The 25239-nt window shown below is 52.4% G+C and carries 17 protein-coding genes; 5 read left to right on the top strand and 12 right to left on the bottom strand.

Annotated elements, in window-relative coordinates; translation table 11 throughout:
* Window positions 1–3: 3 nt before the first annotated feature.
* The 6 genes from FBY13_RS21340 to serC form a co-directional block, all read right to left on the bottom strand.
* The gene (locus FBY13_RS21340) at window positions 4–2259 is read right to left on the bottom strand and encodes a DNA internalization-related competence protein ComEC/Rec2 (RefSeq protein ID WP_145395092.1); all 2256 of its coding nucleotides are present in this window, start codon (window positions 2257–2259) and stop codon (window positions 4–6) included.
* A 202-nt stretch (window positions 2260–2461) separates the two neighbouring features.
* The gene (ihfB, locus tag FBY13_RS21335; protein ID WP_003849360.1) at window positions 2462–2746 is read right to left on the bottom strand and encodes an integration host factor subunit beta; all 285 of its coding nucleotides are present in this window, start codon (window positions 2744–2746) and stop codon (window positions 2462–2464) included.
* An 82-nt stretch (window positions 2747–2828) separates the two neighbouring features.
* On the bottom strand, window positions 2829–4502 hold the full coding sequence (gene rpsA / locus FBY13_RS21330) for a 30S ribosomal protein S1 (protein ID WP_026021040.1): 1674 nt from the start codon (window positions 4500–4502) through the stop codon (window positions 2829–2831).
* Between the two features lie 121 nt (window positions 4503–4623).
* Window positions 4624–5304 carry a (d)CMP kinase gene (cmk, locus tag FBY13_RS21325; protein ID WP_145395111.1) on the bottom strand — a complete coding sequence of 227 codons (681 nt, stop codon included), beginning with the start codon at window positions 5302–5304 and terminating at the stop codon, window positions 4624–4626.
* A gap of 192 nt (window positions 5305–5496) precedes the next feature.
* Window positions 5497–6783, bottom strand: coding sequence for a 3-phosphoshikimate 1-carboxyvinyltransferase (gene aroA / locus FBY13_RS21320; RefSeq protein WP_063878947.1), 1287 nt, complete (start codon window positions 6781–6783; stop codon window positions 5497–5499).
* Window positions 6784–6864: 81 nt separating this feature from the next.
* Window positions 6865–7950: a 3-phosphoserine/phosphohydroxythreonine transaminase gene (serC, locus tag FBY13_RS21315; RefSeq protein WP_145395091.1), complete on the bottom strand. Its 1086-nt coding sequence runs from the start codon at window positions 7948–7950 to the stop codon at window positions 6865–6867.
* Between the two features lie 310 nt (window positions 7951–8260).
* Here serC and ycaO point away from each other — a divergent pair, with 310 nt between their 5' ends.
* From ycaO to pflA, 4 genes are all read left to right on the top strand, one after another.
* Window positions 8261–10024, top strand: coding sequence for a 30S ribosomal protein S12 methylthiotransferase accessory factor YcaO (gene ycaO / locus FBY13_RS21310; protein WP_145395090.1), 1764 nt, complete (start codon window positions 8261–8263; stop codon window positions 10022–10024).
* Between the two features lie 376 nt (window positions 10025–10400).
* The gene (focA, locus tag FBY13_RS21305; RefSeq protein ID WP_145395089.1) at window positions 10401–11261 is read left to right on the top strand and encodes a formate transporter FocA; all 861 of its coding nucleotides are present in this window, start codon (window positions 10401–10403) and stop codon (window positions 11259–11261) included.
* A 72-nt stretch (window positions 11262–11333) separates the two neighbouring features.
* Complete coding sequence (pflB, locus tag FBY13_RS21300; protein ID WP_109717233.1) at window positions 11334–13616, top strand: formate C-acetyltransferase; 2283 nt, start codon at window positions 11334–11336, stop codon at window positions 13614–13616.
* 169 nt (window positions 13617–13785) lie between these two features.
* Entirely contained in the window at window positions 13786–14526 is a 741-nt protein-coding gene (gene pflA / locus FBY13_RS21295; RefSeq protein WP_145395088.1) for a pyruvate formate lyase 1-activating protein, read from the top strand.
* A gap of 115 nt (window positions 14527–14641) precedes the next feature.
* Here pflA and FBY13_RS21290 read toward each other — a convergent pair whose 3' ends face one another.
* The 6 genes from FBY13_RS21290 to lrp all read right to left on the bottom strand — a co-directional run bounded on the left by FBY13_RS21290 (window position 14642) and on the right by lrp (window position 23725).
* Window positions 14642–15796: an MFS transporter gene (locus tag FBY13_RS21290; RefSeq protein WP_063878942.1), complete on the bottom strand. Its 1155-nt coding sequence runs from the start codon at window positions 15794–15796 to the stop codon at window positions 14642–14644.
* A 323-nt stretch (window positions 15797–16119) separates the two neighbouring features.
* Entirely contained in the window at window positions 16120–17412 is a 1293-nt protein-coding gene (gene serS, locus FBY13_RS21285; RefSeq protein ID WP_145395087.1) for a serine--tRNA ligase, read from the bottom strand.
* Between the two features lie 90 nt (window positions 17413–17502).
* Entirely contained in the window at window positions 17503–18846 is a 1344-nt protein-coding gene (locus tag FBY13_RS21280; protein WP_145395110.1) for a replication-associated recombination protein A, read from the bottom strand.
* A 7-nt stretch (window positions 18847–18853) separates the two neighbouring features.
* A complete protein-coding gene (gene lolA / locus FBY13_RS21275; protein ID WP_063878940.1) occupies window positions 18854–19465 on the bottom strand; it encodes an outer membrane lipoprotein chaperone LolA in 612 nt (203 codons plus the stop codon).
* A gap of 182 nt (window positions 19466–19647) precedes the next feature.
* The gene (locus FBY13_RS21270) at window positions 19648–23112 is read right to left on the bottom strand and encodes a DNA translocase FtsK 4TM domain-containing protein (protein ID WP_145395086.1); all 3465 of its coding nucleotides are present in this window, start codon (window positions 23110–23112) and stop codon (window positions 19648–19650) included.
* Between the two features lie 118 nt (window positions 23113–23230).
* Window positions 23231–23725, bottom strand: coding sequence for a leucine-responsive transcriptional regulator Lrp (gene lrp, locus FBY13_RS21265; protein WP_006118610.1), 495 nt, complete (start codon window positions 23723–23725; stop codon window positions 23231–23233).
* A gap of 525 nt (window positions 23726–24250) precedes the next feature.
* On the opposite strand from lrp, the gene trxB reads away from it, so the two are divergent.
* Entirely contained in the window at window positions 24251–25216 is a 966-nt protein-coding gene (trxB, locus tag FBY13_RS21260) for a thioredoxin-disulfide reductase (protein ID WP_063878938.1), read from the top strand.
* The last annotated feature ends 23 nt before the right edge of the window (window positions 25217–25239 follow it).

Below are 25239 nucleotides of genomic sequence, written 5' to 3'. Positions count from 1 at the left end.
ATTCTACCTGGATTCGCGTTTGACGCCAAACCACTGATGATACCAACGGGGCATTAATTGCTCTCGGAGGGTAAAAACCTGTATTTTTCCCTTATTAACCCTGATGCTTATCTGTCCAGATTGCCCCGTATCGAGCCAGTTATAGCCATATTCATGGTAATGCCGCAAAACAGGTTTCGCCGGCATGCGCCATGCATTATAGCGTGCCAGCGACGCCATCGCGGTGCTACCGGCGACGCTGCGCAGCAGTAAGCGAGACGACGAGGTACGGCTGCCATGGTGAGGAACCTGCAGGATATCAGCCTTAAGCTGCTGCTTTTCCAGCCTGACCAGTTGCTTTTCAGCCGGGCTTTCAAGATCGCCGGTCAATAACAGCCGGACTTTTCCATCATCCACCCTCACCACGCAGGAGTCGTTATTTTCGCCCGCGTTCGGCGCGGTGAGCGGCCAGAGCACCGTAAAATTTAGCTGTTTCCAGCGCCATGCGGCACCGCGAACGCAGGGTAAATGCTGGTGGCCCGCTAAACCGCTACGGACCTTCATTGTGGGCCAGTGTTGCAGAATGGCAGATAACCCACCGATATGATCGAGGTGTTTGTGGCTCAGTATGACCTGCTGCAATTTAAGACCTTTGCGTTGCATCCAGGGAATAATAACCCGTGTTCCCGCATCACTGTTTTGCCAGCGCGGCCCCGTATCGTACAAGACAGCCTCACGGCCCTGACTGATGACCACGCTCAAACCATGCCCGACATCCAGCATATCAATGCGCCATTCCCTGTCCGGTTTATCGTGGCGGGAGAACATCAGGGCCAGTGCGACAGCACTGCAGCTCCACGGCAGGCTGAATAGTACGCCAGTGCGCCAGACAAGCAGACCGCCCCAGACGATGAGCATATAAAAAGTCGCCCCTTGTAGCGGCCACCAGCCTGGCGGCAACAGAGCCAGGCCGGTTAACAGAAGACGAAGCGACACATCTGCCGCCAGCCAAAGCCACATGGATAATTCCGCTACCGGCAGCAGCATCGCAAGCAGTATCAACGGCACCGTGATGAATGACACCACCGGGATGGCCAGCAGATTCGCGATTAACGCCGTCATACTGATGCCATTAAATAAGCTCGCCTGTAGCGGCAGCATCAAAATCATCATCCCCAACTGTAGGTGGAGGAGCTGTATCGGCAACCAGCGGCGTGCGTGGCGAAAGCGCGCCACCAGTGGAAACCAGTGATACCAGGTCAACAACATGCCAACGGCCAGCACCGAGAGCCAGAAGCTGTCCGAGAGCACCGTCAGCGGATCGATAGCCAGCAGTGAGCCTACGCACAGCGTCCAGACCTGCCAGCCACTTAACTGCACGCCAATGAATCGTGTTACGGCCCAGAGAGTCAGCGCCAGCAATGCCCGCTGCGCAGGTGCATGAGCCCCCGAGAGCCAGGTATACAGCGCGGCAAAAATCCAGCTAATGACCACGGGATACCGATAACCAATACGGCGGGCCGGAAACAGAATCTGGCTACCCCGTGCCAGTAACCATCCCATCCCTGCTGCCAGCGCGATGTGCATGCCTGAAATAGCCATCAAATGTGCGGTGCCCGTGTCACGCAATAATTGCCGGGTAGCTTCACTCAGGTTGTCCCGGATACCAAACGCCAGTGCTTCAAGCGTGGCGGAGGCAGGCAACAAACCGTTTTGCTGGCGATGATAATGTATAAAACGCCAGCGCCAGCTGCAGGATGGATGCGTGATGACCTGCGAAATAATGCGTCCTTGTACAGGTGCATGGTTCGCCATGGCGAAACGCTGTGCATCAAAATCGCCTTCGTTGAGCCGGGCATGCACCGCCCTCAGCCTGAGCATCATTTCCCAGCGCTGACCCGGGCAATATTCACTGCTGTCACCCGGCAACGAGAGCCAGGCAAAGCGAGGTGGAAAAAACCTCTGGTTGCCCTCTTTGAGCAGTCTGACTCTGATGCGGGAATGGGTCTGATGTACATCCTCAATTTGCACATCGAACATCGCCGGCCGGGCAATCATCTTTTCGGTGTCGTTTACCAGAGATTGTGCATTGAAAAGCGACCATGCAGCGAGCAGCAGCGCCACGCCTGTCATACGCACGTAGCGGTGAGGCAACTGCATCAGGCAACCGCCACTCAGGAGCAACAGCACCGTTATTAACAGTGGCGGAAGCCGGGGTAATAGCAGTAAAGGTAAACTGCTCACCGCAGCGATTCTTGCCAGTGCAATCCATGTCAACATAATGCATCTCGCTCTTGTCGTAGCGCGAGTATGCCGCAGGGCTATTCTTGATAAAGCACGCTATGGGCAAAATAAGGGAAGCGTCGAAGTGAATATCGGCGATTGCAGTCGTGCGGCTTTTTTCTGGAAGAGAGGTTCAGTGTCAAAATCAGGCAAAAAAAAACGACATCCGGAGATGTCGTTTAGGCGGTTCGGTATCGGCTTAGCCGTAAATGTTGGCACGATCACGCAGCTCTTTACCTGGCTTGAAGTGGGGAACGTATTTACCTTCCAGATCCACTTTGTCACCCGTTTTCGGGTTACGGCCAGTGCGCGGAGCGCGATAATGCAACGAAAAGCTGCCGAATCCCCGGATTTCAATGCGTTCGCCCTGTGCCAGCGTAGTGGCCATGTGCTCAAGCATCTCTTTGACTGCATCCTCAACGACTTTCGCCGGTATATGAGTGTGCTGTCCCGCCAGCCTTTCAATCAGTTCTGACTTGGTCATGTAACCTCCGGTTAATCCCTACAGGAATGTATGACAGCTTTTACCGAAACCGGGCGAATAAATCCGCCCGGTGCAAGGTCGATTACTCGCCTTTAGCCGCTTTGAACGCTTCAGCCATAGCGCTAGAGAAGTTGCCTTCTTCCTGTTTGGTGTTAACAGTGTTGATGGCTTCTTTCTCGTCAGCCTGGTCTTTCGCACGAACAGACAGGCTAACAACGCGGTTTTTACGGTCAACGCCGGTGAATTTAGCTTCAACGTCGTCGCCTACGTTCAGAACCAGCGTAGCGTCTTCGATGCGGTCCAGTGAAGCTTCAGAAGCGCGCAGGTAACCCTCAACGCCGTCTGCTAATTCAACTGTAGCACCTTTAGCATCAACTGCAGTCACTTTACCGGTGACGATGGCACCTTTCTTGTTCAAAGTGATGTAGTTGTTGAACGGATCTTCTGCCAGCTGTTTCACGCCCAGAGAGATACGCTCGCGCTCTGCATCAACCTGCAGTACAACGGCAGCGATTTCGTCGCCTTTTTTGTACTCACGAACGGCTTCTTCGCCAGTCGCGTTCCAGGAGATGTCAGACAGGTGAACCAGACCGTCGATGCCGCCGTCCAGGCCGATGAAGATACCGAAGTCAGTGATTGACTTGATTTTACCTTCAACGCGATCGCCTTTGTTGTGGGTCTCGGCGAACTGCTGCCATGGGTTAGATTTGCACTGCTTCAGACCCAGGGAGATACGACGACGCTCTTCATCGATGTCCAGAACCATAACTTCAACCACATCGCCTACGTTTACAACTTTAGACGGATGGATGTTTTTGTTGGTCCAGTCCATTTCTGAAACGTGTACCAGACCTTCAACGCCTTCTTCGATTTCCACGAAGCAGCCGTAATCAGTCAGGTTGGTTACACGACCAGTCAGCTTAGTGCCTTCTGGATAGCGCTTAGCGATAGCCACCCATGGATCTTCGCCCAGCTGCTTCAGACCCAGTGATACACGGGTACGCTCGCGGTCGAATTTCAGCACTTTAACGTTGATTTCATCGCCAACATTCACGATTTCGCTTGGATGCTTAACGCGCTTCCAGGCCATATCAGTGATATGCAGCAGGCCGTCAACGCCGCCCAGATCAACGAATGCACCGTAGTCAGTAAGGTTCTTAACGATACCTTTAACTTCCATGCCTTCCTGCAGGTTTTCCAGCAGCTGATCGCGCTCTGCGCTGTTCTCAGATTCGATAACCGCACGACGTGAAACCACGACGTTATTGCGTTTCTGATCAAGCTTGATCACTTTGAATTCAAGCTCTTTGCCTTCCAGGTGCAGCGTGTCACGCACTGGACGCACATCAACCAGTGAACCTGGCAGGAACGCACGGATACCGTTCAGCTCAACTGTGAAGCCACCTTTGACTTTGCCGTTGATAATACCGGTAACAGTTTCAGCTTCTTCGTAGGCTTTTTCCAGCGTGATCCAAGCTTCATGACGCTTAGCTTTCTCACGGGACAGCAGAGTTTCACCGAAGCCGTCTTCCACTGCGTCCAGAGCAACGTCAACTTCGTCACCAACCTGGATTTCCAGTTCGCCGGCTGCGTTTTTGAACTGCTCTGCAGGAATTGCAGATTCAGATTTCAGGCCCGCATCAACCAGAACAACGTCTTTGTCGATAGAGACAACGACGCCACGAACGATGGAACCCGGGCGGGTTTCGATTTCTTTCAGGGATTCTTCAAATAGTTGAGCAAAAGATTCAGTCATATTGATAATCTTAGGATTCTTCAATTTAACGTCCATCTGACTTCATGTCGGATGGGGTTGTTTCACATGCCCTGCACCGGGTCCGTGGCACAGGGTTAATAAATTCGTTTACGCCAAAATATCAGATGCCCAGCGTCTTTCGGGCATAATTCAGCGCCTTATCAATAACTTGCTCGATAGACATCTGTGTTGAATCCAACACTAATGCGTCTTCAGCAGGCACCAATGGCGCTATAGCGCGGTTGCGATCGCGATCATCGCGCTCTTTTATCTCGGCTAAAAGGCGATCAAAGTTAACATTAAAGCCCTTATCCTGCAACTGTAGCATACGTCGCTCTGCACGCACTTCCGGGCTGGCATCAAGGAAAATCTTGACGGGGGCGTCGGGAAAAACAACGGTGCCCATATCACGGCCATCGGCAATTAAGCCGGGGCCATCGCGAAAAGCACGCTGGCGGCGCAATAGAGCCTCACGGACGCGGGGAAAAGCGGCAACGCGCGAGGCGGTGTTGCTGACTTCCTGGGTCCGAATTTCGCTGGTGACTTCTTCACCTTCCAGAATGACCTGCATCTCGCCGTTCTGAGAGATAAAGCGCACATCCAGGTGAGCAGCAATGGGAACCAGTCCCTCTTCAGACTCAATATCGACCTGATGATGTAATGCGGCTAAGGCCAAAACACGATAGATCGCGCCGGAATCCAGTAAATGCCACTGCAAGGCTTCCGCCATCGCTTTGCACAGGGTGCCCTTTCCCGCGCCACTTGGCCCATCAATAGTTATGACCGGGGCAGTTGCTGTCATCATTCCCTCCTGTTGCTGCGCGCATTTTGGCCAGTTGGCCGTCACAAATGTCGGGCATTATACGCTGCCCTGCGACGCTTCGTTACCCTTTAGAGGGAAGGTGATGCGAAATTTCGCCAGAAAAAGGACTTTTCTGGCCTGCTGAATGGGAATGAGAAACAGGCCCGGCGAAATACTCACCGGGCGAGGAGATCAGGCATTCTGGCTGATTTTTGCCAGTTGCTCGAAATAATCAGGGAAGGTTTTTGCAGTACAGCCAGGATCCAGAATGGTAACGGGCGTATCTGATAACGCCACCAGCGAGAAACACATTGCCATACGGTGATCGTTATAGGTTCCGATCGCGGCATGCGTCAACTGAGCCGGAGGCGTAATACGGATATAATCGTGCCCTTCTTCGACTTCAGCCCCGACTTTACGCAATTCTGTTGCCATAGCCGTCAGGCGATCGGTTTCTTTTACCCGCCAGTTATAGATGTTACGCAGTTGGGTGGTGCCCTGAGCAAACAGTGCAGCAGTCGCGATCGTCATAGCCGCATCAGGAATGTGATTCATATCCATATCGACAGCCTGCAGTTTGCCCGCTGTACAGGCGATGTAATCATCACCCCACTCGACGGATGCGCCCATTTTTTCCAGAACATCAGCAAAGCGAATATCGCCCTGTACGCTGTTACGACCAATACCGGTCACGCGCACAGTGCCACCTTTAATCGCTGCCGCCGCAAGAAAATAGGAGGCAGAAGATGCATCGCCTTCCACCAGATAATCTCCCGGTGACTGATACTGCTGTTTTCCTTTAATCAGGAAGTGCTGGTAGTTTTGATTTTCAACCTCAACGCCAAAGCAGCGCATCAGGTGCAGCGTAATATCGATATAAGGCTTAGAGACCAGATCGCCTTTAATGCTGATTCGCGTGTTCTCTTCAGCTAAAGGGGCCATCATCAGTAACGCGGTCAAAAACTGACTGGATACGCTGCCGTCTACGGTGACTTCACCGCCAACAAAGCCACCACGCAGGCGAACAGGCGGATAATCTGTATTCTCAAGGTAATCAATCTGGGCGCCCCCCTGACGTAACGCATCGACCAGATGCCCAATCGGCCGCTCTTTCATTCGCGGCTCGCCCGTGAGCACCACATCCTGCGCCCCAAGGCAGAGCGCCGCTGCCAGCGGGCGCATGGCCGTGCCAGCATTGCCCAGGAAAAGCTCAACCGGTTGTGCAGCCAAAAGAGGGCCGCCCTTTCCTGTCACTTCGCAAACGGTACGATCGTGGGAAAGGGTGAAATCCACGTCCAGAGCCTTGAGCGCATTAAGCATGTGCTTAACATCATCACTGTCCAGCAGGTTAGTGAGTCGGGTTTTACCCTTCGCTAATGCGGCCAGCAGCAACGCACGGTTTGAAACACTCTTGGAACCGGGCAAATTAACCGTGCCATTAACGCGAGCAATGGGCTGAAGGGTCAGGGAATCTTGCATGTGAAACTCAATCCTCAAAAAAACGACAACTCCGCCGGATGGCGGAGTCGGGTGTCAGCAGTCCCGCTGACTGGGGAATAATCAGCCGTGGCGACGTTCGAAATCAACCATGAAGTCTGTCAGCGCTTTAACGCCTTCCAGCGGCATGGCATTGTAAATGGATGCCCGCATGCCGCCGACAACGCGGTGGCCTTTTAACGCGTGTAAACCGGCTTTTAATGACTCGTCCAGGAACAGGCTGTCGAGTGACGCATCCGCCAACTGGAAAGGAATATTCATTCGCGAGCGGTTTTGCAGCGCAACATCGTTACGATAGAAATCACTCTTGTCGATCAGATCGTAAAGCAAGCCCGCTTTTGCCTGATTAATTTTCTCAATTTCGGCCACACCACCTTTCTGCTTCAGCCACTTAAACACCAGTCCACTCAGGTACCAGGCGAAGGTGGGCGGTGTATTGAACATCGAATCATTTTCTGCCAGAACGCTGTAATCCAGGATAGAAGGCACGCTCTTATGGGCTTTACCTAACAGATCGTCCCGGACAATGACCAGGGTAATCCCCGCCGGGCCAATATTTTTCTGCGCACCCGCGTAAATCACGCCATAGCGACTGATATCGATAGTGCGGGATAAAATCGTGGAGGAGAGATCGGCAACGACGACTTTGTTGCCAAAATCAGGTTCTTCATCAATGGCAACGCCGTCGATGGTTTCGTTAGGACAGAAGTGCAAATAGGCGGCCGTGTCACTGACATCCCACTCACGCATCGGCAGAATGGCACGCTTACCCGCAAGGGTGGTTTTGACATCCAGGGTACGTGGCGAGCAATATTTAGCCGCTTCTTTAATAGCGCTGTGCGCCCAGTAGCCGCCGTCGGCATAATCTGCACTGGTGGCGCTACCCAGCAGGTTACCCGGTACCGCAGCAAACTGCGCACGTGCGCCGCCATGGCAGAATAAAACTTTGTAATTAGAGGGTATTTTTAGCAGATCGCGGAAGTCCGCCTCTGCTTCCTCAGCCACCTGAATAAATTCTTTACTGCGGTGGCTGATCTCCATTACGGAAGTTCCCAGGCCGTGCCAGTTTGTCAGTTCTTGTTCTGCACGGCGGAGCACTTCGCTCGGAAGCATCGCTGGCCCAGAGCTAAAATTATAAATTTGCGTCATTTCCCTCACCACTGTCATATAAAACGGTTATGAATAACGATTCGGTTTTATCACTGCATTCTGGTGGCTGCAATCATAAATCTAACACCGGTCACATTTTTCCAGCACATCGCACCGAAGGTTATATTACCAATGCAATCCAACACGAAATATTGTGAGGCGAGTTCCTTTCGTTCAGTCTCGGCATTGGCAGATAAACCAGGGTGTGAGAAAACGTCCGGTAAAATTGCCGCGCCTTGATAGCGAACAGGCAGCAAAAAACGTATCATTGCGCGCTTTACGCACCCTATTTTACAGAGAGAGCGGCACCATGACGCAAACTTTTATCCCGGGCAAAGATGCCGCCCTGGAAGACTCCATTACGCGTTTCCAGACCAAACTGCAGGATCTGGGCTTTAATATAGAAGAAGCCTCCTGGCTTAATCCCGTTCCACACGTCTGGTCTGTGCATATTCGCGACCGCGACTGCCCACTCTGCTTTACCAACGGCAAGGGTGCCAGCAAGAAAGCCGCCCTGGCTTCGGCGCTGGGTGAGTATTTTGAACGTCTGTCCACCAACTACTTCTTTGCCGATTTCTGGTTGGGTAACAGCATCGCTCAAGGCGATTTTGTCCATTATCCCAATGAAAAGTGGTTCCCCCTGCCTGAAGATGACAGCCTGCCAGAAGGGATTCTGGATGCGCGTCTGCGCGCCTTTTACGATCCTGAAAATGAAGTGGCTGCGTCAGATTTGATCGATCTTCAGTCGGGTAACCACGAGCGCGGTATTTGCGCCCTGCCTTTCACGCGCCAGTCCGATCAGCAAACCGTTTATATTCCGATGAACATCATTGGCAACCTGTACGTATCGAACGGCATGTCAGCCGGTAATACAGCCAATGAGGCACGGGTTCAGGGATTATCTGAAGTCTTTGAGCGTTACATTAAGAACCGTATTATTGCGGAGTCTGTCAGCCTTCCCTCCATTCCTGAGTCGGTGATGGCACGCTATCCTGCCGTGGTGGAAGCCATTGCCCGCCTGGAGGCGGAAGGCTTCCCAATCTTTGCTTATGATGCGTCATTAGGCGGTAAGTACCCGGTTATATGCGTCGTGCTGTTTAACCCTGCTAACGGTACCTGTTTTGCCTCTTTCGGCGCGCATCCGGACTTTGGCGTGGCGCTGGAGCGTACCGTCACTGAGCTGCTTCAGGGCCGTAGCCTCAAGGATTTGGACGTCTTTACGCCGCCTACCTTTGATGATGAAGAAGTGGCTGAACACGCTAACCTGGAAACACACTTTATTGATTCAAGCGGCCTGATTTCCTGGGATATGTTCAAAGAGACGGCTGATTATCCGTTTGTGGACTGGAAATTTGATGGCACTACCGAGCAAGAATTCAGCACGCTGATGGCGATTTTCGCGGCCGAAGGTCAGGAAGTCTATATCGCGGACTACGAGCACTTAGGTGTTTATGCATGCCGCATTATCGTGCCTGGCATGTCAGATATTTATCCGGCTGAAGACCTGCTGCTGGCTAACAACAGCATGGGCGCGGGCATACGTGAAACGCTGCTTGCCCTGCCTGGAAGCAACTGGAATCCGGAAGAGTATCTCGATCTGATTTCTCAGCTGGACGAAGAAGGTTTTGATGACTTCACCCGCGTCCGCGAGCTGCTGGGTCTGGCAACGGGTAAAGATAACGGCTGGTACACCTTACGCATCGGCGAGCTTAAAGCGATGCTGGCGCTGGCCGGTGGTGACCTGGATCAAGCGTTAATCTGGACAGAATGGACCATGGAGTTTAACGGCTCCGTTTTCAGCCCAGCACGTGCAAATTACTATCGTTGCCTGCAAACCTTGCTGCTTCTGGCCATGGAAGATGAGCGTAATCCACTGGAATATCATGCTGCCTTTGTACGCATGTATGGTAGTGAGGCTGTAGAAGCAGCCTCTGCGGCGATCAGTGGTGAAGCGGCCTTCAACGGGCTCCAGCCGGTGGACAGCGATCTCACCGCTTTCCCTGCCCACCAGGCGCTACTGGCGGCTTATGAGAAACTGCAGCGTGCTAAACGTCGCTACTGGGAAAACGCATAATTATTTGCGGCATTCTGTCAGATTAAGTTTGCGATAAACGCAAAGGCACTAATACTCATTAGTGCCTTTCTTTTTTACCCATTAAGCATTTCAGTTATTAATAGATCATCGTTTTTATTATCCAGAATAAAAACAACACAATAGAGATATTTTGTTAACAGCAAAGTGACATCGACACGTGCAGCACCTCGTCAATTAAACAAAACCTGTATTATTTAAAATAAATTTAATTGTTTATTTTCAATAATTTATTCAAAAAATCATTCTTTTTTGTCAGGATTTTTCCGCAATTGCCCGGCCGAACATGATCTAAATCAACTTCTACCTCTGTTGCCTTTGTTATTATTTTTTCAGACAACTTTTGGAGTGAGTTAGTGTGAAAGCTGACAATCCTTTTAACCTGTTATTACCCGCCGCGATGGCGAAAGTTGCTGAAGACGCTGGCGTTTATAAAGCAACCAAGCATCCCCTGACAACGACCTTTCTCGCGTTTACTGCGGGCATGTTCATCTCTATCGCTTTTGTGTTTTACATTACGGCCACCACCGGCAGCGGTGAAATGGCCTACGGTATGGCAAAACTCATCGGCGGTATCTGTTTTTCACTGGGCTTAATCCTTGTCGTGGTCTGCGGTGCCGATCTGTTCACCTCTACCGTGCTGATTGTGGTCGCTAAAGCGAGTGGCCGTATCACCTGGGGGCAACTGGCACGGAACTGGATTAACGTTTATTTAGGTAACCTGGCCGGTGCACTGTTTTTTGTGACACTGATGTGGTTTTCCGGTGAGCATATGGTGGCCAACGGCGCATGGGGTTTAAACGTGTTGCAAACGGCCGACCACAAAATGCATCACACGTTTATCGAAGCCGTTTGTCTGGGCATCCTGGCAAATTTGATGGTCTGTCTGGCGGTCTGGATGAGCTATTCAGGGCGCACCTTAACAGATAAAAGCCTGATTATGATTTTGCCGGTGGCGATGTTTGTTGCCTGTGGTTTTGAACACAGTATCGCAAATATGTTTCTGATTCCTTTCGCCATCATTATTCGTGATTTTTCTGGCCCTGAATTCTGGCATGCCGCTGGCACGACCGCGGCCCAGTTCCCGGCCCTCTCTGTAAAAAACTTTATTTTCGACAATCTGATTCCGGTCACGCTCGGCAACATCATCGGCGGCGGCCTGTTAGTTGGATTGACCTACTGGGTAATTTACTTACGCGGTGGGCACGAAACGCACTAATCCTGTCTCGACGGTGCATCCCAACCCGATATACCCGAGAGCAAAAGTCTCCTTAAATAAGGCAGGTATAATATGACCGAACTTAACGCAAAACTCGCCTCAGCCTGGCAAGGTTTTACTGAAGGCGAATGGCAGAACAGCGTCAACGTACGCGACTTCATCCAGAAAAACTATACGCCGTATGAAGGCGATGAATCTTTTCTGGCAGGTGCCACCGAAGCCACAACCAAACTCTGGGAAAGCGTGCTGGAAGGCATTAAAGTTGAAAACCGCACTCACGCCCCCGTAGATTTTGATACCGATCTTGCTTCTACCATTACGTCCCACGATGCCGGTTACATCAACAAATCGCTGGAAAAAATTGTTGGCCTGCAAACTGAAGCCCCATTAAAACGCGCCATTATTCCCTTTGGCGGTATCAAGATGGTCGAGGGCTCATGCAAAGTTTACGGTCGTGAACTTGATGCCGCACTGAAAAAAACCTTCACTGAATATCGTAAAACCCATAATCAGGGTGTGTTTGATGTTTATACCCCAGACATTTTACGCTGCCGTAAATCCGGTGTATTAACCGGCCTGCCAGATGCCTACGGCCGTGGGCGCATCATCGGTGATTACCGTCGCATCGCGTTATACGGCATTGACTATCTGATGGCTGATAAGTTTGCTCAGTTTACTTCCCTGCAGAGCGATCTGGAAAATGGCGTAAACCTGGAAGCCACTATTCGTCTGCGTGAAGAAATTGCTGATCAGCATCGTGCGCTGGGACAGATTAAAGAGATGGCAGCCAAATATGGTCACGATATCTCTGGTCCAGCCACTAATGCCGTGGAAGCGGTACAGTGGACCTATTACGGCTATCTGGCCGCAGTAAAATCGCAAAATGGCGCGGCCATGTCGTTTGGTCGTGTTTCAACCTTCCTGGATGTGTTCATCGAGCGCGATCTCAAAGCAGGCAAACTGAATGAAGAGCAGGCTCAGGAACTGATTGACCATCTGGTGATGAAACTGCGTATGGTACGTTTCCTGCGCACGCCTGAGTATGATGAACTGTTCTCTGGCGACCCTATTTGGGCCACTGAGTCGCTGGCCGGTATGGGTGTTGATGGTCGTACGCTGGTGAGCAAAACCACCTTCCGCTTCCTGAACACGCTGTACACCATGGGGCCGTCACCCGAACCTAATATGACCATTTTGTGGTCTGAAAACCTGCCGGTTAACTTCAAAAAGTATGCGGCGAAAGTGTCTATCGATACCTCGTCACTGCAGTATGAAAATGACGACTTAATGCGCCCTGACTTTGACAACGATGACTATGCGATTGCCTGCTGCGTCAGCCCGATGATCGTCGGCAAGCAAATGCAGTTCTTTGGTGCCCGCGCGAACCTGGCGAAAACCTTGCTCTACGCAATTAACGGCGGCGTGGATGAAAAACTGAAAATGCAGGTGGGTCCAAAAGAGGCCAAAATCACCGACGATGTGCTTGATTTCGACATCGTGATGGCACGTCTGGATCACTTCATGGACTGGCTGGCAAAACAGTATGTCACTGCATTGAACATCATCCACTTCATGCATGATAAATACAGCTATGAAGCGTCGCTGATGGCACTGCATGACCGTGATGTTTACCGCACCATGGCATGTGGTATTGCCGGCCTGTCTGTCGCTGCGGACTCACTGTCTGCAATCAAATACGCGAAGGTGAAACCGGTACGCGACGAAGACGGTTTGGCCATTGATTTTGATATTGAAGGTGAATATCCACAGTTCGGTAACAACGACCCACGCGTTGACGACCTGGCTTGCGACCTTGTTGAACGTTTTATGAAAAAAATTCAGCAACTCGAAACCTACCGTCACGCAGTACCGACCCAGTCAGTGCTGACCATTACCTCTAACGTGGTTTACGGTAAGAAAACCGGTAATACGCCAGACGGTCGCCGTGCAGGCGCGCCTTTTGGCCCAGGCGCTAACCCGATGCACGGTCGCGATCAGAAAGGTGCGGTGGCATCCCTGACCTCGGTCGCTAAACTGCCGTTTGCTTACGCAAAAGATGGTATTTCCTATACCTTCTCTATCGTTCCAAACGCGTTAGGTAAAGACGACAACGTGCGTAAAACCAATCTGGCAGGATTGATGGACGGTTACTTCCATCATGAGACCAGCATTGAAGGCGGTCAGCATCTTAATGTGAACGTCATGAATCGGGAAATGTTAATGGATGCGATGGATAATCCTGAAAAATATCCTCAGTTAACCATTCGCGTCTCCGGTTACGCCGTGCGCTTTAACTCGCTCACTAAAGAGCAACAGCAGGACGTGATTACCCGTACCTTTACACAGTCCTTGTAAGTACGGTTAGCCACTACGCTTATCTGAGGCTCCTTCATGGAGCCTCTTATTCAAAGTCTGCTTTGGTGGTTGTCTGAGATACGGATAACAACCAGAATCGATTTCCTGTTCAGAGCACGCCAGAGAGTGTGCCACCTGCTCCGCAGGCTTACCTGGAGAATACATCGCAATGTCAGCCATTGGTCGCATCCACTCATTTGAATCATGCGGAACCGTAGACGGTCCCGGTATTCGGTTTATCACCTTTTTCCAGGGCTGTCTGATGCGCTGCCTTTACTGTCATAATCGTGATACCTGGGACACGCACGGCGGTAAAGAAATCACCGTTGAGGCGCTGATGGCGGATGTTCTGTCCTATCGTCACTTTATGAATGCATCAGGTGGCGGGGTTACCGCATCGGGTGGCGAAGCGATTCTGCAGGCCGAGTTTGTGCGCGACTGGTTTCGCGCCTGTAAAGCAGAAGGCATTCATACCTGCCTTGATACCAATGGCTTTGTTCGCCGCTACGACCCGGTTATTGATGAATTACTGGACGCGACGGATTTGGTCATGCTGGACCTCAAACAGATGAATGACGAGGTTCACCAGATCCTGGTCGGCGTGTCCAATCATCGCACGCTTGATTTCGCCCGCTATTTACAGAAAAAAGGGAAACGTACGTGGATCCGTTTCGTCGTGGTACCTGGCTATTCTGACGATGATGACACCGTCCATCGCTTAGGCGCTTTTACTCAGGATATGGAAAACGTTGAGAAGATAGAGCTGCTGCCTTATCACGAACTGGGTAAACACAAATGGATTGCGATGGGTGAAGAGTACAAACTTGACGGGGTGAAGCCGCCCAGTAAAGAGACAATGGAGCGGGTAAAAAACATTCTCGCCAGCTACGGGCATGAAGTGATGTATTGATGACGATGCCGGGAATAGTCACCCCGCTCAATTCACCCCACTCACAGAAACGAATCACCCAACTCACGGGCTGCGATGTGCCAACGAAGCACAGGGCAGCTCTCTGAGAAGTCGGTCAGGCATGCGCCACGGGCGTGGCATGATGATCGGCTTTACGCAACAGCATAACCAGGTAAACCAGCGCCACTGCCGCAATCATTACAAACAGCACGCGGTCAGAATAACTCTGCATCAGCATCGCGGTCATGCTTGGACCGGCCAGGCTGCCCAGCGTATAGCTTAGTAACAACGCCTGATTCATGGCCACCAGTTCGTGGTGTGCAACGGTTTCACAGGCCCACGACATCGCCACGGGATAAAGCGTAAAACCGGCCAGCCCCAGTACAAACAATGCGGGTGCCATCGCGGCATTGGTCAGCATCGCAATAGCGCCCAGGATCACCACAAATACCTGCACACGCAGCACCATCATGCGACCAAAGCGATCGGCCAGACGACCAATCGGCCACTGCCCGACAATGCCTGCACTGACCAGTAGCGCCATCCAGTAGCCAACGTTCGCGTCACTCATGCCCTGGTGGGAAAGATACAGCGGCATCAAACCATACAGCGAACCCAAAACAATACCTGAGATGATACAACCGTTGATGCCAAGGCGAGAACTGCGGCGACGCAGCATAGGCAAAATGCGTCCACCCGGCAGCGCTTCAGCAGGGTCGCTGTGGGTGGCAACCTGAGTGAAGATGAGCGGTAAAATGGCACAAATCACCGTCGCGGTTACCCAGGGGATCACACTTAACAACTCAGTCGAAAGCTTGCTTACCAGCAGTTGGCCGGCAACCGTGCCCAGGTAATACACGATCATATAAGCAGCCAGCAGTTGTCCACGGTTGCGTACCGTGCCGCTACATAATAAAGCGCTTTCAACCACGACCCAGACTAACGCACAACCGATGCCCGCCGTAAAGCGTAACAGCGTCCATGACCAGAATCCCGACATCATCATCATGCACAGCGTGGCCCCGGCAAACAGACCGGTTGCCAGATAATAGCTACGGTTAAATCCATAATGTTTGATCAACCAGCCCGCCGTTAAGGTCCCGAGCAGATTGCCGGTATAATATGACGAACTCACTACGCCCACCTGCCAGGTAGCCAGAGCATCATGCGTCAGCCAGAGTGGAACCAACGTATTCAGCACAGCAATAGAAACTGTCATTAATAACAGGCCGCAAAGCAGCAATATCACAGGACGTGACCAGGTCGACATAGGGATTAAAAACCAAAAGAAATGAAGGAAATTGCGCGCAGTTTGCCATTGCGTTTTTTAAAGTCAACGGGGAGAAACAGGCCTCAGCACATTTTGCTGCCCGACAATTTAATTTATTTATCTTCAGTAAGTTAGCGGGATATTTTACGCCGATGAAAATAAAGCTATCTCTATGATAATGTAGATTTTTACGCTTCCGGCAGCGCGATACATCGATAACGTTTATTTGTGATAAATGCTTATGCGGTTCGTAGACATCGTTCCGCCATTTGGACCAAAAAAAAACCCAGCGGGCGCTGGGTTTTTCAGAGGATAACGGGCGATTAACCAATAAATTCCAGGCCCTTCATATAAGGGCGCAGTACCTCTGGCACGGCAATGCGGCCGTCTTGCTGCTGGTAGTTTTCCAGCACCGCCACCAGGGTGCGGCCCACAGCCAGACCGGAACCATTTAATGTATGGACCAGACGCGGCTTTTTATCCTGCTTATTACGGGTGCGGGCCTGCATACGGCGGGCCTGGAAATCCCCCATATTTGAGCAGGAAGAGATTTCACGGTACGTATTCTGCGCCGGTAACCACACTTCTAAATCGTAGGTTTTGGTGGCGCCAAAGCCCATATCGCCCGTACACAGTAGAACTTTACGGTAGGGCAGATTCAGCAGCTGTAAGACTTTTTCGGCATGACCGACCAACTCTTCCAGGGCATCCATTGAGGTTTCTGGCGCGACGATCTGTACCATCTCGACTTTATCGAACTGGTGCATACGGATAAGTCCGCGCGTATCACGGCCATAGGAGCCCGCTTCAGAGCGGAAACACGGCGTATGAGCCGTCAGCTTCAGCGGCAGGTTCTCTTCCTCGACGATTTCATCACGTACAAGGTTGGTCAATGGCACTTCTGCGGTAGGAATCAGCGCATAGTGGCTGCTTTCTGATTCTTCTTCCAGTGGTCGGGTATGAAACAGATCTTCACCAAACTTAGGTAGCTGTCCTGTTCCGTACAACGTCGCATGGTTAACCAGATAAGGTACGTAGGTTTCCAGGTAGCCATGCTGCTCGGTGTGCAGGTCAATCATAAACTGGCTAAGCGCACGGTGCAGGCGGGCAATCTGGCCTTGCATCACGACGAAGCGTGAACCGGTAAGCTTTACTGCCGCGGCAAAATCCAGCCCTTTCGCGGCTTCGCCCAGCTCAACATGATCTTTTACCTGAAAATCGAACTGGCGTGGCTCACCCCAGCGGCTGACTTCCTGGTTCTCGCTGTCGTCTTTGCCCAGCGGCACTTCATCCGCAGGAAGATTCGGCAGCGCCAGGCTAAAGTCGCGGATCTGATTTTGCAGTTCATCCAGTTCTGCTTTGGCAGCATCCAGGCGTTCGCCCAGGCTGTTCACTTCCTGACGCAGTGGCTCGATGTCTTCCCCACGTGCTTTGGCCTGACCGATGGATTTGGATCGGGAGTTACGCTCGGCCTGCAGGTTTTCGGTTTCTACCTGCAAGACTTTGCGACGCTCTTCGAGCGAACGCAGCATTTCCACATCCAGTTTGAATCCTCGGCGTGCCAGTTTTTCTGCGACTGCGTCTGGCTCATTACGCAGCAGATTGGGATCGAGCATGCTTATCCTGTGTATTTATGAGTTAAAAGAAGGGACGCATTCCTGCTGGAATGCGTTGAAAACATTGACCACATTACCGCAACGTCTGTTTTAGCGGTAGCGTTTTGTCTGGCTATTTTGATCGAGTTCAGTAAGCCAGGCCAGCTTTTCGCCAATTTTGCCTTCAAGACCACGTTGTGTTGGATGATAGTAATGTGTTTGTGCCATTTCAGGGGGGAAATAGACCTCGCCAGCCGCGTAGGCGTTGGCTTCATCATGGGCATAGCGGTAACTTTCACCCAGGCCCATCTCTTTCATTAGCTTAGTGGGCGCATTGCGCAAATGGTCGGGGACATCAAAATCGGGATGGTCGCGCGCATCACGCATCGCGGCCTTAAACGCGTTATAAACGGCGTTACTTTTTGGCGCGCAGGCCAGATAAACAATGGCTTGTGCAATCGCCCGCTCCCCTTCCGCGGGGCCGACGCGGGTAAAACAATCCCAGGCCGAAATCGCAACCTGCATACCGCGAGGATCGGCGTTGCCGACATCTTCAGAGGCAATCGCCAGCAGGCGACGTGCCACATAGAGCGGATCGCCACCTGCGGTAATAATCCGTGCGTACCAGTAGAGGGCAGCATCCGGTGCCGAACCGCGAACAGACTTATGTAACGCAGAAATAAGGTCGTAAAAACGGTCGCCCTTGTTATCAAAGCGGGCAGAACGCTCACCGGCCACCTCGGTTAACAGCTGTGGCGTTAATTCCCTTTTCCCGTCCGCGCGGGTTTCGGCCATATCCGCCATCATTTCCAGCGTGTTCAGCGCACGGCGCGCATCGCCGTTCACCAACTCAGCGATCATGCGCCGCGTATTATCCGGTAGCAGGATATCGCTGTTGCCATAGCCTCGATCGGCGTCCTGCATAGCCTGGTCAAGTACCTGCTCGATGTCCTCTGTGGTCAGGGATTTGAGCAAATAAACGCGGGCGCGTGACAACAGGGCGGAATTAAGCTCGAAGCTGGGGTTTTCGGTCGTTGCACCAATAAACGTGATTGTGCCGTCTTCAATATGCGGCAGAAAGGCATCCTGCTGGCTTTTGTTGAAACGGTGCACCTCATCCACGAAAAGAATCGTGCGACGGCCGGCCTGCTTGCTCAGGCGCGCACGTTCTATCGCTTCACGAATTTCTTTGACGCCTGATGTGACAGCAGAGATGCGTTCAACGTCCGCGTTGCCGTAGTGCGCGATAATCTCGGCCAGCGTGGTTTTGCCTGTTCCTGGCGGTCCCCAGAGAATCATTGAATGCAAATGGCCAGCCTCAATCGCGCGCGGCAGCGGTTTACCCGCAGCCAACAGGTGTTGCTGACCAATATAGTGCTTCAGGGTTTCTGGCCGCATACGCGCGGCCAGTGGTTTAAAATCTTCGCTGGAGAAATCCAGGGACAGGTTACTCACTACCACCTCACTGACGTTGATCATCCACCGTGACGCCTTTAGGCGGGGTGAAAGTGAATTTATCCGGGCTGATAGGGCCGTTTTTCTGGCTCTTTAACTGGTAGTTACTGCGCTGCCCATCCTGCTCTATGGCGCTGAACTGATTGATGGTGCCGTCTGGCGTCACATCAATTGTGAACTGCTTGAGATTGCCATCGCTTTTCTTCGGCGTCAGTTCAAATTTGTCGCCCTGCTGCTTGACGTTATATTGCTTCCAGTCACTCGACTGATTACGGGCAATCAACATAAATGGCGTATTACTGGTGGCGTTTTTTAACAGGCTTACCGTGGCCTGTTCTACAAACGGGTTGTAGAACCATAACGATTTTCCGTCAGAGATAATGACGCTCTCGTCAGGCGCGGTCATGTGCCAGTTGAACAGGCTGGGGCGTTTAACCCACAGCTCACCTTCCCCGTCCTGCACGTTAGCACCGCTGCCATCGGTAACCTTTTGAGTAAAGCTGGCGTGGAAGCTGTTTACTTTATTTAAACGCTGTTGCAGGTCAGTCGATGCATCAGCGAAAGCGCTGGCTGAACCCAAAGCGGCCATCAGGCCGAAGGCGATTACGCGTAATTTCATCTGCTTAAATCCTTATTAAATCGTTTCCCGTTGATAACGATACTAAGCCTGGTCGCTGTCCTGCATTTAATACAGGAGAAAAAACCGAAAGCCTAATCAACTATGGGGGTTAACCGCTAAAAAACAATGAGCCAGCAAGAACTGGCTCATTGATTTATGTTTCAAAGCTTATCGCTCAGGCTCTACATATCATGTGGCGGTGGTGACAGGACTTCGCGGTTACCGTTATGACCCGGCGACGAGACAATTCCTTGTGCTTCCATCTGCTCAATGATGCGCGCGGCGCGGTTATAGCCGATACGGAACTGACGCTGAACGCCCGAAATAGAGGCGCGACGCTTGTCTACCACAAAGCCCACCGCCTGATCGAACAACGGGTCCAGTTCTTCATCGCTGTCGATACCGCCTGCACCTTCGCTCTCTTCACCCGCCGTAATGCTCTCAATGTATTGCGGACGGCCACGCGCTTTCCAGTCCTGCACAACGGCATGCACTTCCTGATCGCGCACAAAGGCACCGTGAACACGGACCGGCATGGAGGAGTTTGGCGGCATATAGAGCATGTCACCCATCCCCAGCAACGACTCCGCGCCGCCCTGGTCGAGAATAGTACGCGAGTCAATTTTACTTGATACGGTAAAGGCAATACGGGTCGGGATGTTCGCTTTGATCAGACCGGTAATCACATCCACCGAGGGACGCTGGGTTGCCAGCACCAGGTGGATACCTGCCGCACGTGCTTTCTGCGCCAGGCGGGCAATCAGCTCTTCCACTTTTTTACCCACGGCCATCATCAGGTCGGCGAACTCATCCACCATCACCACAATGTAAGGCAATTTTTCCAGCACCGGTGGCGTCATGTCCATACTGTCGCCCGGTTTCCAGAACGGATCGGGGATTGGACGGCCCATCGCCTCAGCCTGCTCAACTTTCTCGTTGTAGCCCGCAAGATTACGCACGCCAAGCGCCGACATCAGTTTATAGCGGCGCTCCATCTCACCGACGCTCCAGCGCAGCGCATTCGCCGCATCTTTCATATCGGTGACGACTTCGGTGAGTAGATGCGGAATGCCTTCATAGACCGACAGCTCAAGCATTTTCGGGTCGATCATAATAAAGCGCACTTCTTCCGGCGTGGCTTTATACAACATGCTGAGAATCATGGCGTTCACACCGACTGACTTACCCGAACCGGTGGTACCCGCTACCAGTAAGTGTGGCATTTTCGCCAAATCGGCCACTACCGGCTGACCCGCAATGTCTTTACCCAGTACCACGGCCAGAGGTGAAGGATTGTCACGGAATTTTGGACAATCCAGCACTTCACGTAAGTAAACGGTCTGACGATGCTTATTCGGTAATTCCAGTCCGACATACGGCTTACCGGGAATCACTTCAACAACGCGCACTGCCGTGGTCGACAGTGAACGGGCCAGATCGCGTGACAGGTTAGAAATACGCGCGGCTTTCACGCCAGGCGCCAGATCCAGTTCAAAGCGGGTAATCACCGGGCCTGGAGAAATGCCGACGACTTCCGCCTTAACACGATAATCGCCCAGGCGTGATTCAACCAGACGTGCCGTCTGCTCCAGCGCAAACATATCAACCGGCTCCTCTTCGACAGGCGGCGCGGTTAACAGATCCAGCGAAGGCAATGGCGTGGAGGGTTTTTCCAGCGGCTGCTCATGACGCATCAGGAAAGGGTGAATCAGGCTATCATGCAGCGACGGTTTTGTGTCTTCGACGGGTTCTGGCTGTTGAACAGGTGCCACGAAGGTATCCGACACCACGCTCTGTGTCGGCACCGTTCTCTGGGCTGCCGCCTGTTCTGGCGCGGCCTGCATTTGCTGCCACGGCTCATGTTTTGCCGCCACGTCATCCGTTTCAGGCGCAGCCGCAATGGTGAACAGCGGCTCAACAGGTCCATCGTCGACCAAATCTTTCATCGGTGAGAAATCAAAAGCCGCCGAGGTATCCAGATTGAAAACCGGCGCGTTGTTGTCGGGCTCCGCCTCATAGCGCTGTTGCTGCTGTTCGGCGAACTGACGTGCCAGCGATGCCTGCTGCAGCGCCAGTTCATCGTCCTCGTGCTGCTCATCCTGTTGCCAGCGCTCGCCATAACGCTGTTGCTGTTCCGACTGGAACGCGTGGCGTAACTCGGCCTGTTGCAGCGCGTCTTGCTCCTCTGCAGACCAGTCCGGGTTGTGCATATCCTCAGGCACTGGCTGAGACGCGGGGCTTTCAGACAGCTTCGCTTTCTCTTCCGCCATGCGCTGCGAAGGCAGTTTGATCCCGTAGGAGGCCAGTTCGCGTCGGGTCGGTAATTTCACCGGATTCGGCCGGGGCAGCGCCGGGCCAATCCCCTGCTTCACCTGTGGATTCGCCTGATTTTCAGGTACCGGTTCAAACAGGGGCGACATCGATGACGCCTGCTTTGCGGCAACGGCTGATGTCACCGCACTGCTCAGCGTCGCGGCAGAGGCTGCCTCGCGCCAGTTGCCCATTTTCGGCTCATCATCCTCATAAGCCGTAAAGGGGCTTGAGGATGCAGGCGTTTCATCCGGCATTTCAAAACGGTACAGAGGTGGTTCGCTCACCGGTTTATCCTGCGGAACAGGATCAAGCGGCGCAGCATTGCGCGCGGGAGTAGAATAATGTGCTGCCGATTCCTGCGCGGACGCGGCGGCAAAATGGGCGGATTGTGCAGGTACAGCGCCCACTGGCTGAGCGACAGGGGCTACTGACTGTGCGGTCGCCGCATTGGACAGCGCCGGGGCAACGGCAGGCGGCTGGGTCGGCACCGCAGCGGACGCCACCGGCATATCGGAAGCGTCGACGGTTGCAGCGACGGCGGCGCGAGTGGCTGTTGCCGCCTTAGCCAGCAGCGGATCGTGCTCATCCAGATCAGGCTGAGCTTTACGCGGTGCGGCAAGCAAAACGTCATCGTCTTCATGCGGCTGAGCGTGAAGGACAGGCACAGCCTCTTCATGATGTTCTGCCTCATCCTCTTCCTGCCAGGGTTCGTCATGGCGTGAACGGTTGCTGGCAAAGGTCAGCACGCCCATGACAACGCCGCCGATTCTTTCCGCAATGGTTAACCATGACCAGCCGGTATAAAGCGTAATCCCGGCAGCCCAGATGCAGAGCAGTGTCAGCGTTCCGCCTGCTGGACTAAACCAGGGCGAAATTGCATTACTGACAAGACTGCCGATGACGCCACCCGAGGCAAAATACCAGATGTCGTCAGCATTGAGTGCCGCCATACCGCAGGTGGTCACCACCAACGCCAGTACGCCGATCAAACGTAAACCGATGGCGAAATAGTCAAAGTAGTCCTGATTATCGCGCTGGCGAAACGCTATCCAGCACAGCCCCAGGATCACCGGCGGAATGGCGTACGCCATCACACCAAAGATGAACAGTAAGGTATCAGCCAGCCACGCGCCTACCTTGCCACCAATATTATGGATAGGTTCATGCCAGGCCGTCTGCGACCAGCTCGGGTCGGAAGGATTAAAACTGACGAGGGAAACCATCAGATAGATGGCAAACAACGCCACCAGGATGAGCAACGCTTCCAGCAGACGGCGTCCACTGCTCAGCGACTGTAACGAAACGTCTTTATCTTCTGTGTATTCCTGGCTCAAGAGAACTCTCCAGGTGCCTGTAAAGTAAGAAACAACAGCGCCGGGCTCACCCGACGCTGGTCCTGTATGTATTCACAGGAGTGTACCGAAATTTCACAGGCTTTGCACCTGCCACGCATCAGCGCGTTTTGATCACCAGACGGTTACTCTGTTTGACCTCTTCCATCACCACGTAAGTCCGCGTGTCGTTTACACCTGGCAGGCGCAGCAAGGTTTCACCCAGCAGCTTGCGGTAGGCGGACATATCAGGCACGCGCGTTTTAAGCAGGTAGTCGAAATCACCAGAAACCAGGTGACACTCTTGAGTTTCCTCAAGTTTTTGTACGGCGGCGTTAAATTGTTCAAACACATCTGGCGCGCCACGATTCAGAGTAATCTCAACGAATACCAGTAATGAGGCGTCCAGGTAGTGAGGGTTAAGTTGCGCAGTATAACCAAGGATGAATCCCTGGCGTTCAAGACGACGTACACGCTCAAGACAAGGTGTAGGCGATAATCCTACACGTTTGGAAAGTTCCACGTTTGAGATGCGACCGTCTTTCTGCAATTCATTCAGAATGTTTCTGTCGATCCTGTCGAGGTCTTTACCGGGGCGTTTCTTATTATCTACCATTATTATTGTCTCTCTTAATTCCTTCCCTTTACCTGCCATCCCCTGAAAACGCTCATTGTTCGGGGCATTTTTTGAAGTGAAATAACAAAGTCTGAGTGCGTTCGCACCTATGTGTATGACGCATGTTGCCTGTCCACATCATGCGTCATGACCCATATCAGACGACAAAATTCGTTCGGCACATTGCCCAAAACCCGGCGGCAAAACCCGTTTTGTTCCGAAGATGTCATTCGCTTCTTACACTGTTTTCGCAAATGCGCAGGCGATTGTCAAAGTAAAATGTCTAAATTCAGGACAAGATGCCAGACACTTCGCTGGGTCACTGTTTTTAAATGAGTATTTTCGTGCGGCATGGTGCAACGAAATGAATTTTTGCCCCCTTTTGGCACAAGTGACAGGCGAAAAACGTATTCATCGTCTACGCCGTTTACAGCAATCGCCAACAAAAGCGCGCAAGTGTTGTCAATGATGCGGCTTATTCCCTACAATCGCAGACTATGTCAGGCGAATGAAACTGAGGAACGCATGAGTACGGCTAAACACAGTAAGTTGCTCATTCTGGGCTCTGGCCCAGCAGGTTATACCGCAGCCGTCTATGCTGCACGCGCAAATCTGAATCCGGTATTGATTACCGGGCTGGAAAAAGGCGGACAGCTGACCACCACGACGGACGTGGAAAACTGGCCGGGCGACCCGCACGATCTGACAGGTCCGTCGTTAATGGAACGCATGCACGAGCATGCTGAGAAATTTAACACTGAGATTATTTTTGACCACATTCATAGCGTTGATCTGCAGAATCGTCCGTTCCGTTTAACCGGTGACAGCGGCGAATACACCGCAGATGCGCTGATTATTGCCACGGGCGCGTCGGCGCGCTATCTCGGCCTGCCGTCAGAAGAAGCGTTTAAAGGCAAAGGCGTTTCAGCCTGCGCCACCTGCGATGGTTTCTTCTACCGTAATCAGAAAGTCGCCGTTATCGGCGGCGGTAATACGGCGGTAGAAGAGGCACTTTATCTGGCCAATATTGCCGCTGAAGTGCATTTGATTCACCGTCGCGACAGCTTCCGTGCGGAGAAAATTTTAATTGATCGCCTGATGCAAAAAGTCAGCAACGGCAACATCGTGCTGCACACTCATCGTACGCTGGAAGAAGTTGTGGGCGATCAGATGGGCGTGACCGGGCTGACGCTGCGTTCAACGCTGAACGATGAAACGGAAGCGCTGGAGGTTGCTGGCCTGTTTGTGGCCATTGGCCATAGCCCAAACACGGCGATTTTCGACGGTCAGTTAGCGCTTGAGAATGGCTATATCAAGGTGCAGTCAGGACTGCACGGCAATGCCACCCAGACCAGTATTCCGGGTGTGTTTGCCGCGGGTGACGTGATGGATCATATCTATCGCCAGGCCATTACCTCTGCGGGTACTGGCTGTATGGCTGCCTTAGATGCAGAGCGTTATCTTGATGGTCTGGTTAAGAACGATAAGTAAGTTGTTAATAACCTGATCTTAAT

This window comes from Pantoea sp. SJZ147, from assembly GCF_007828605.1.
GTDB lineage: Bacteria > Pseudomonadota > Gammaproteobacteria > Enterobacterales > Enterobacteriaceae > Pantoea > Pantoea allii.
This window is presented reverse-complemented; position numbering and strand designations above follow the sequence as displayed.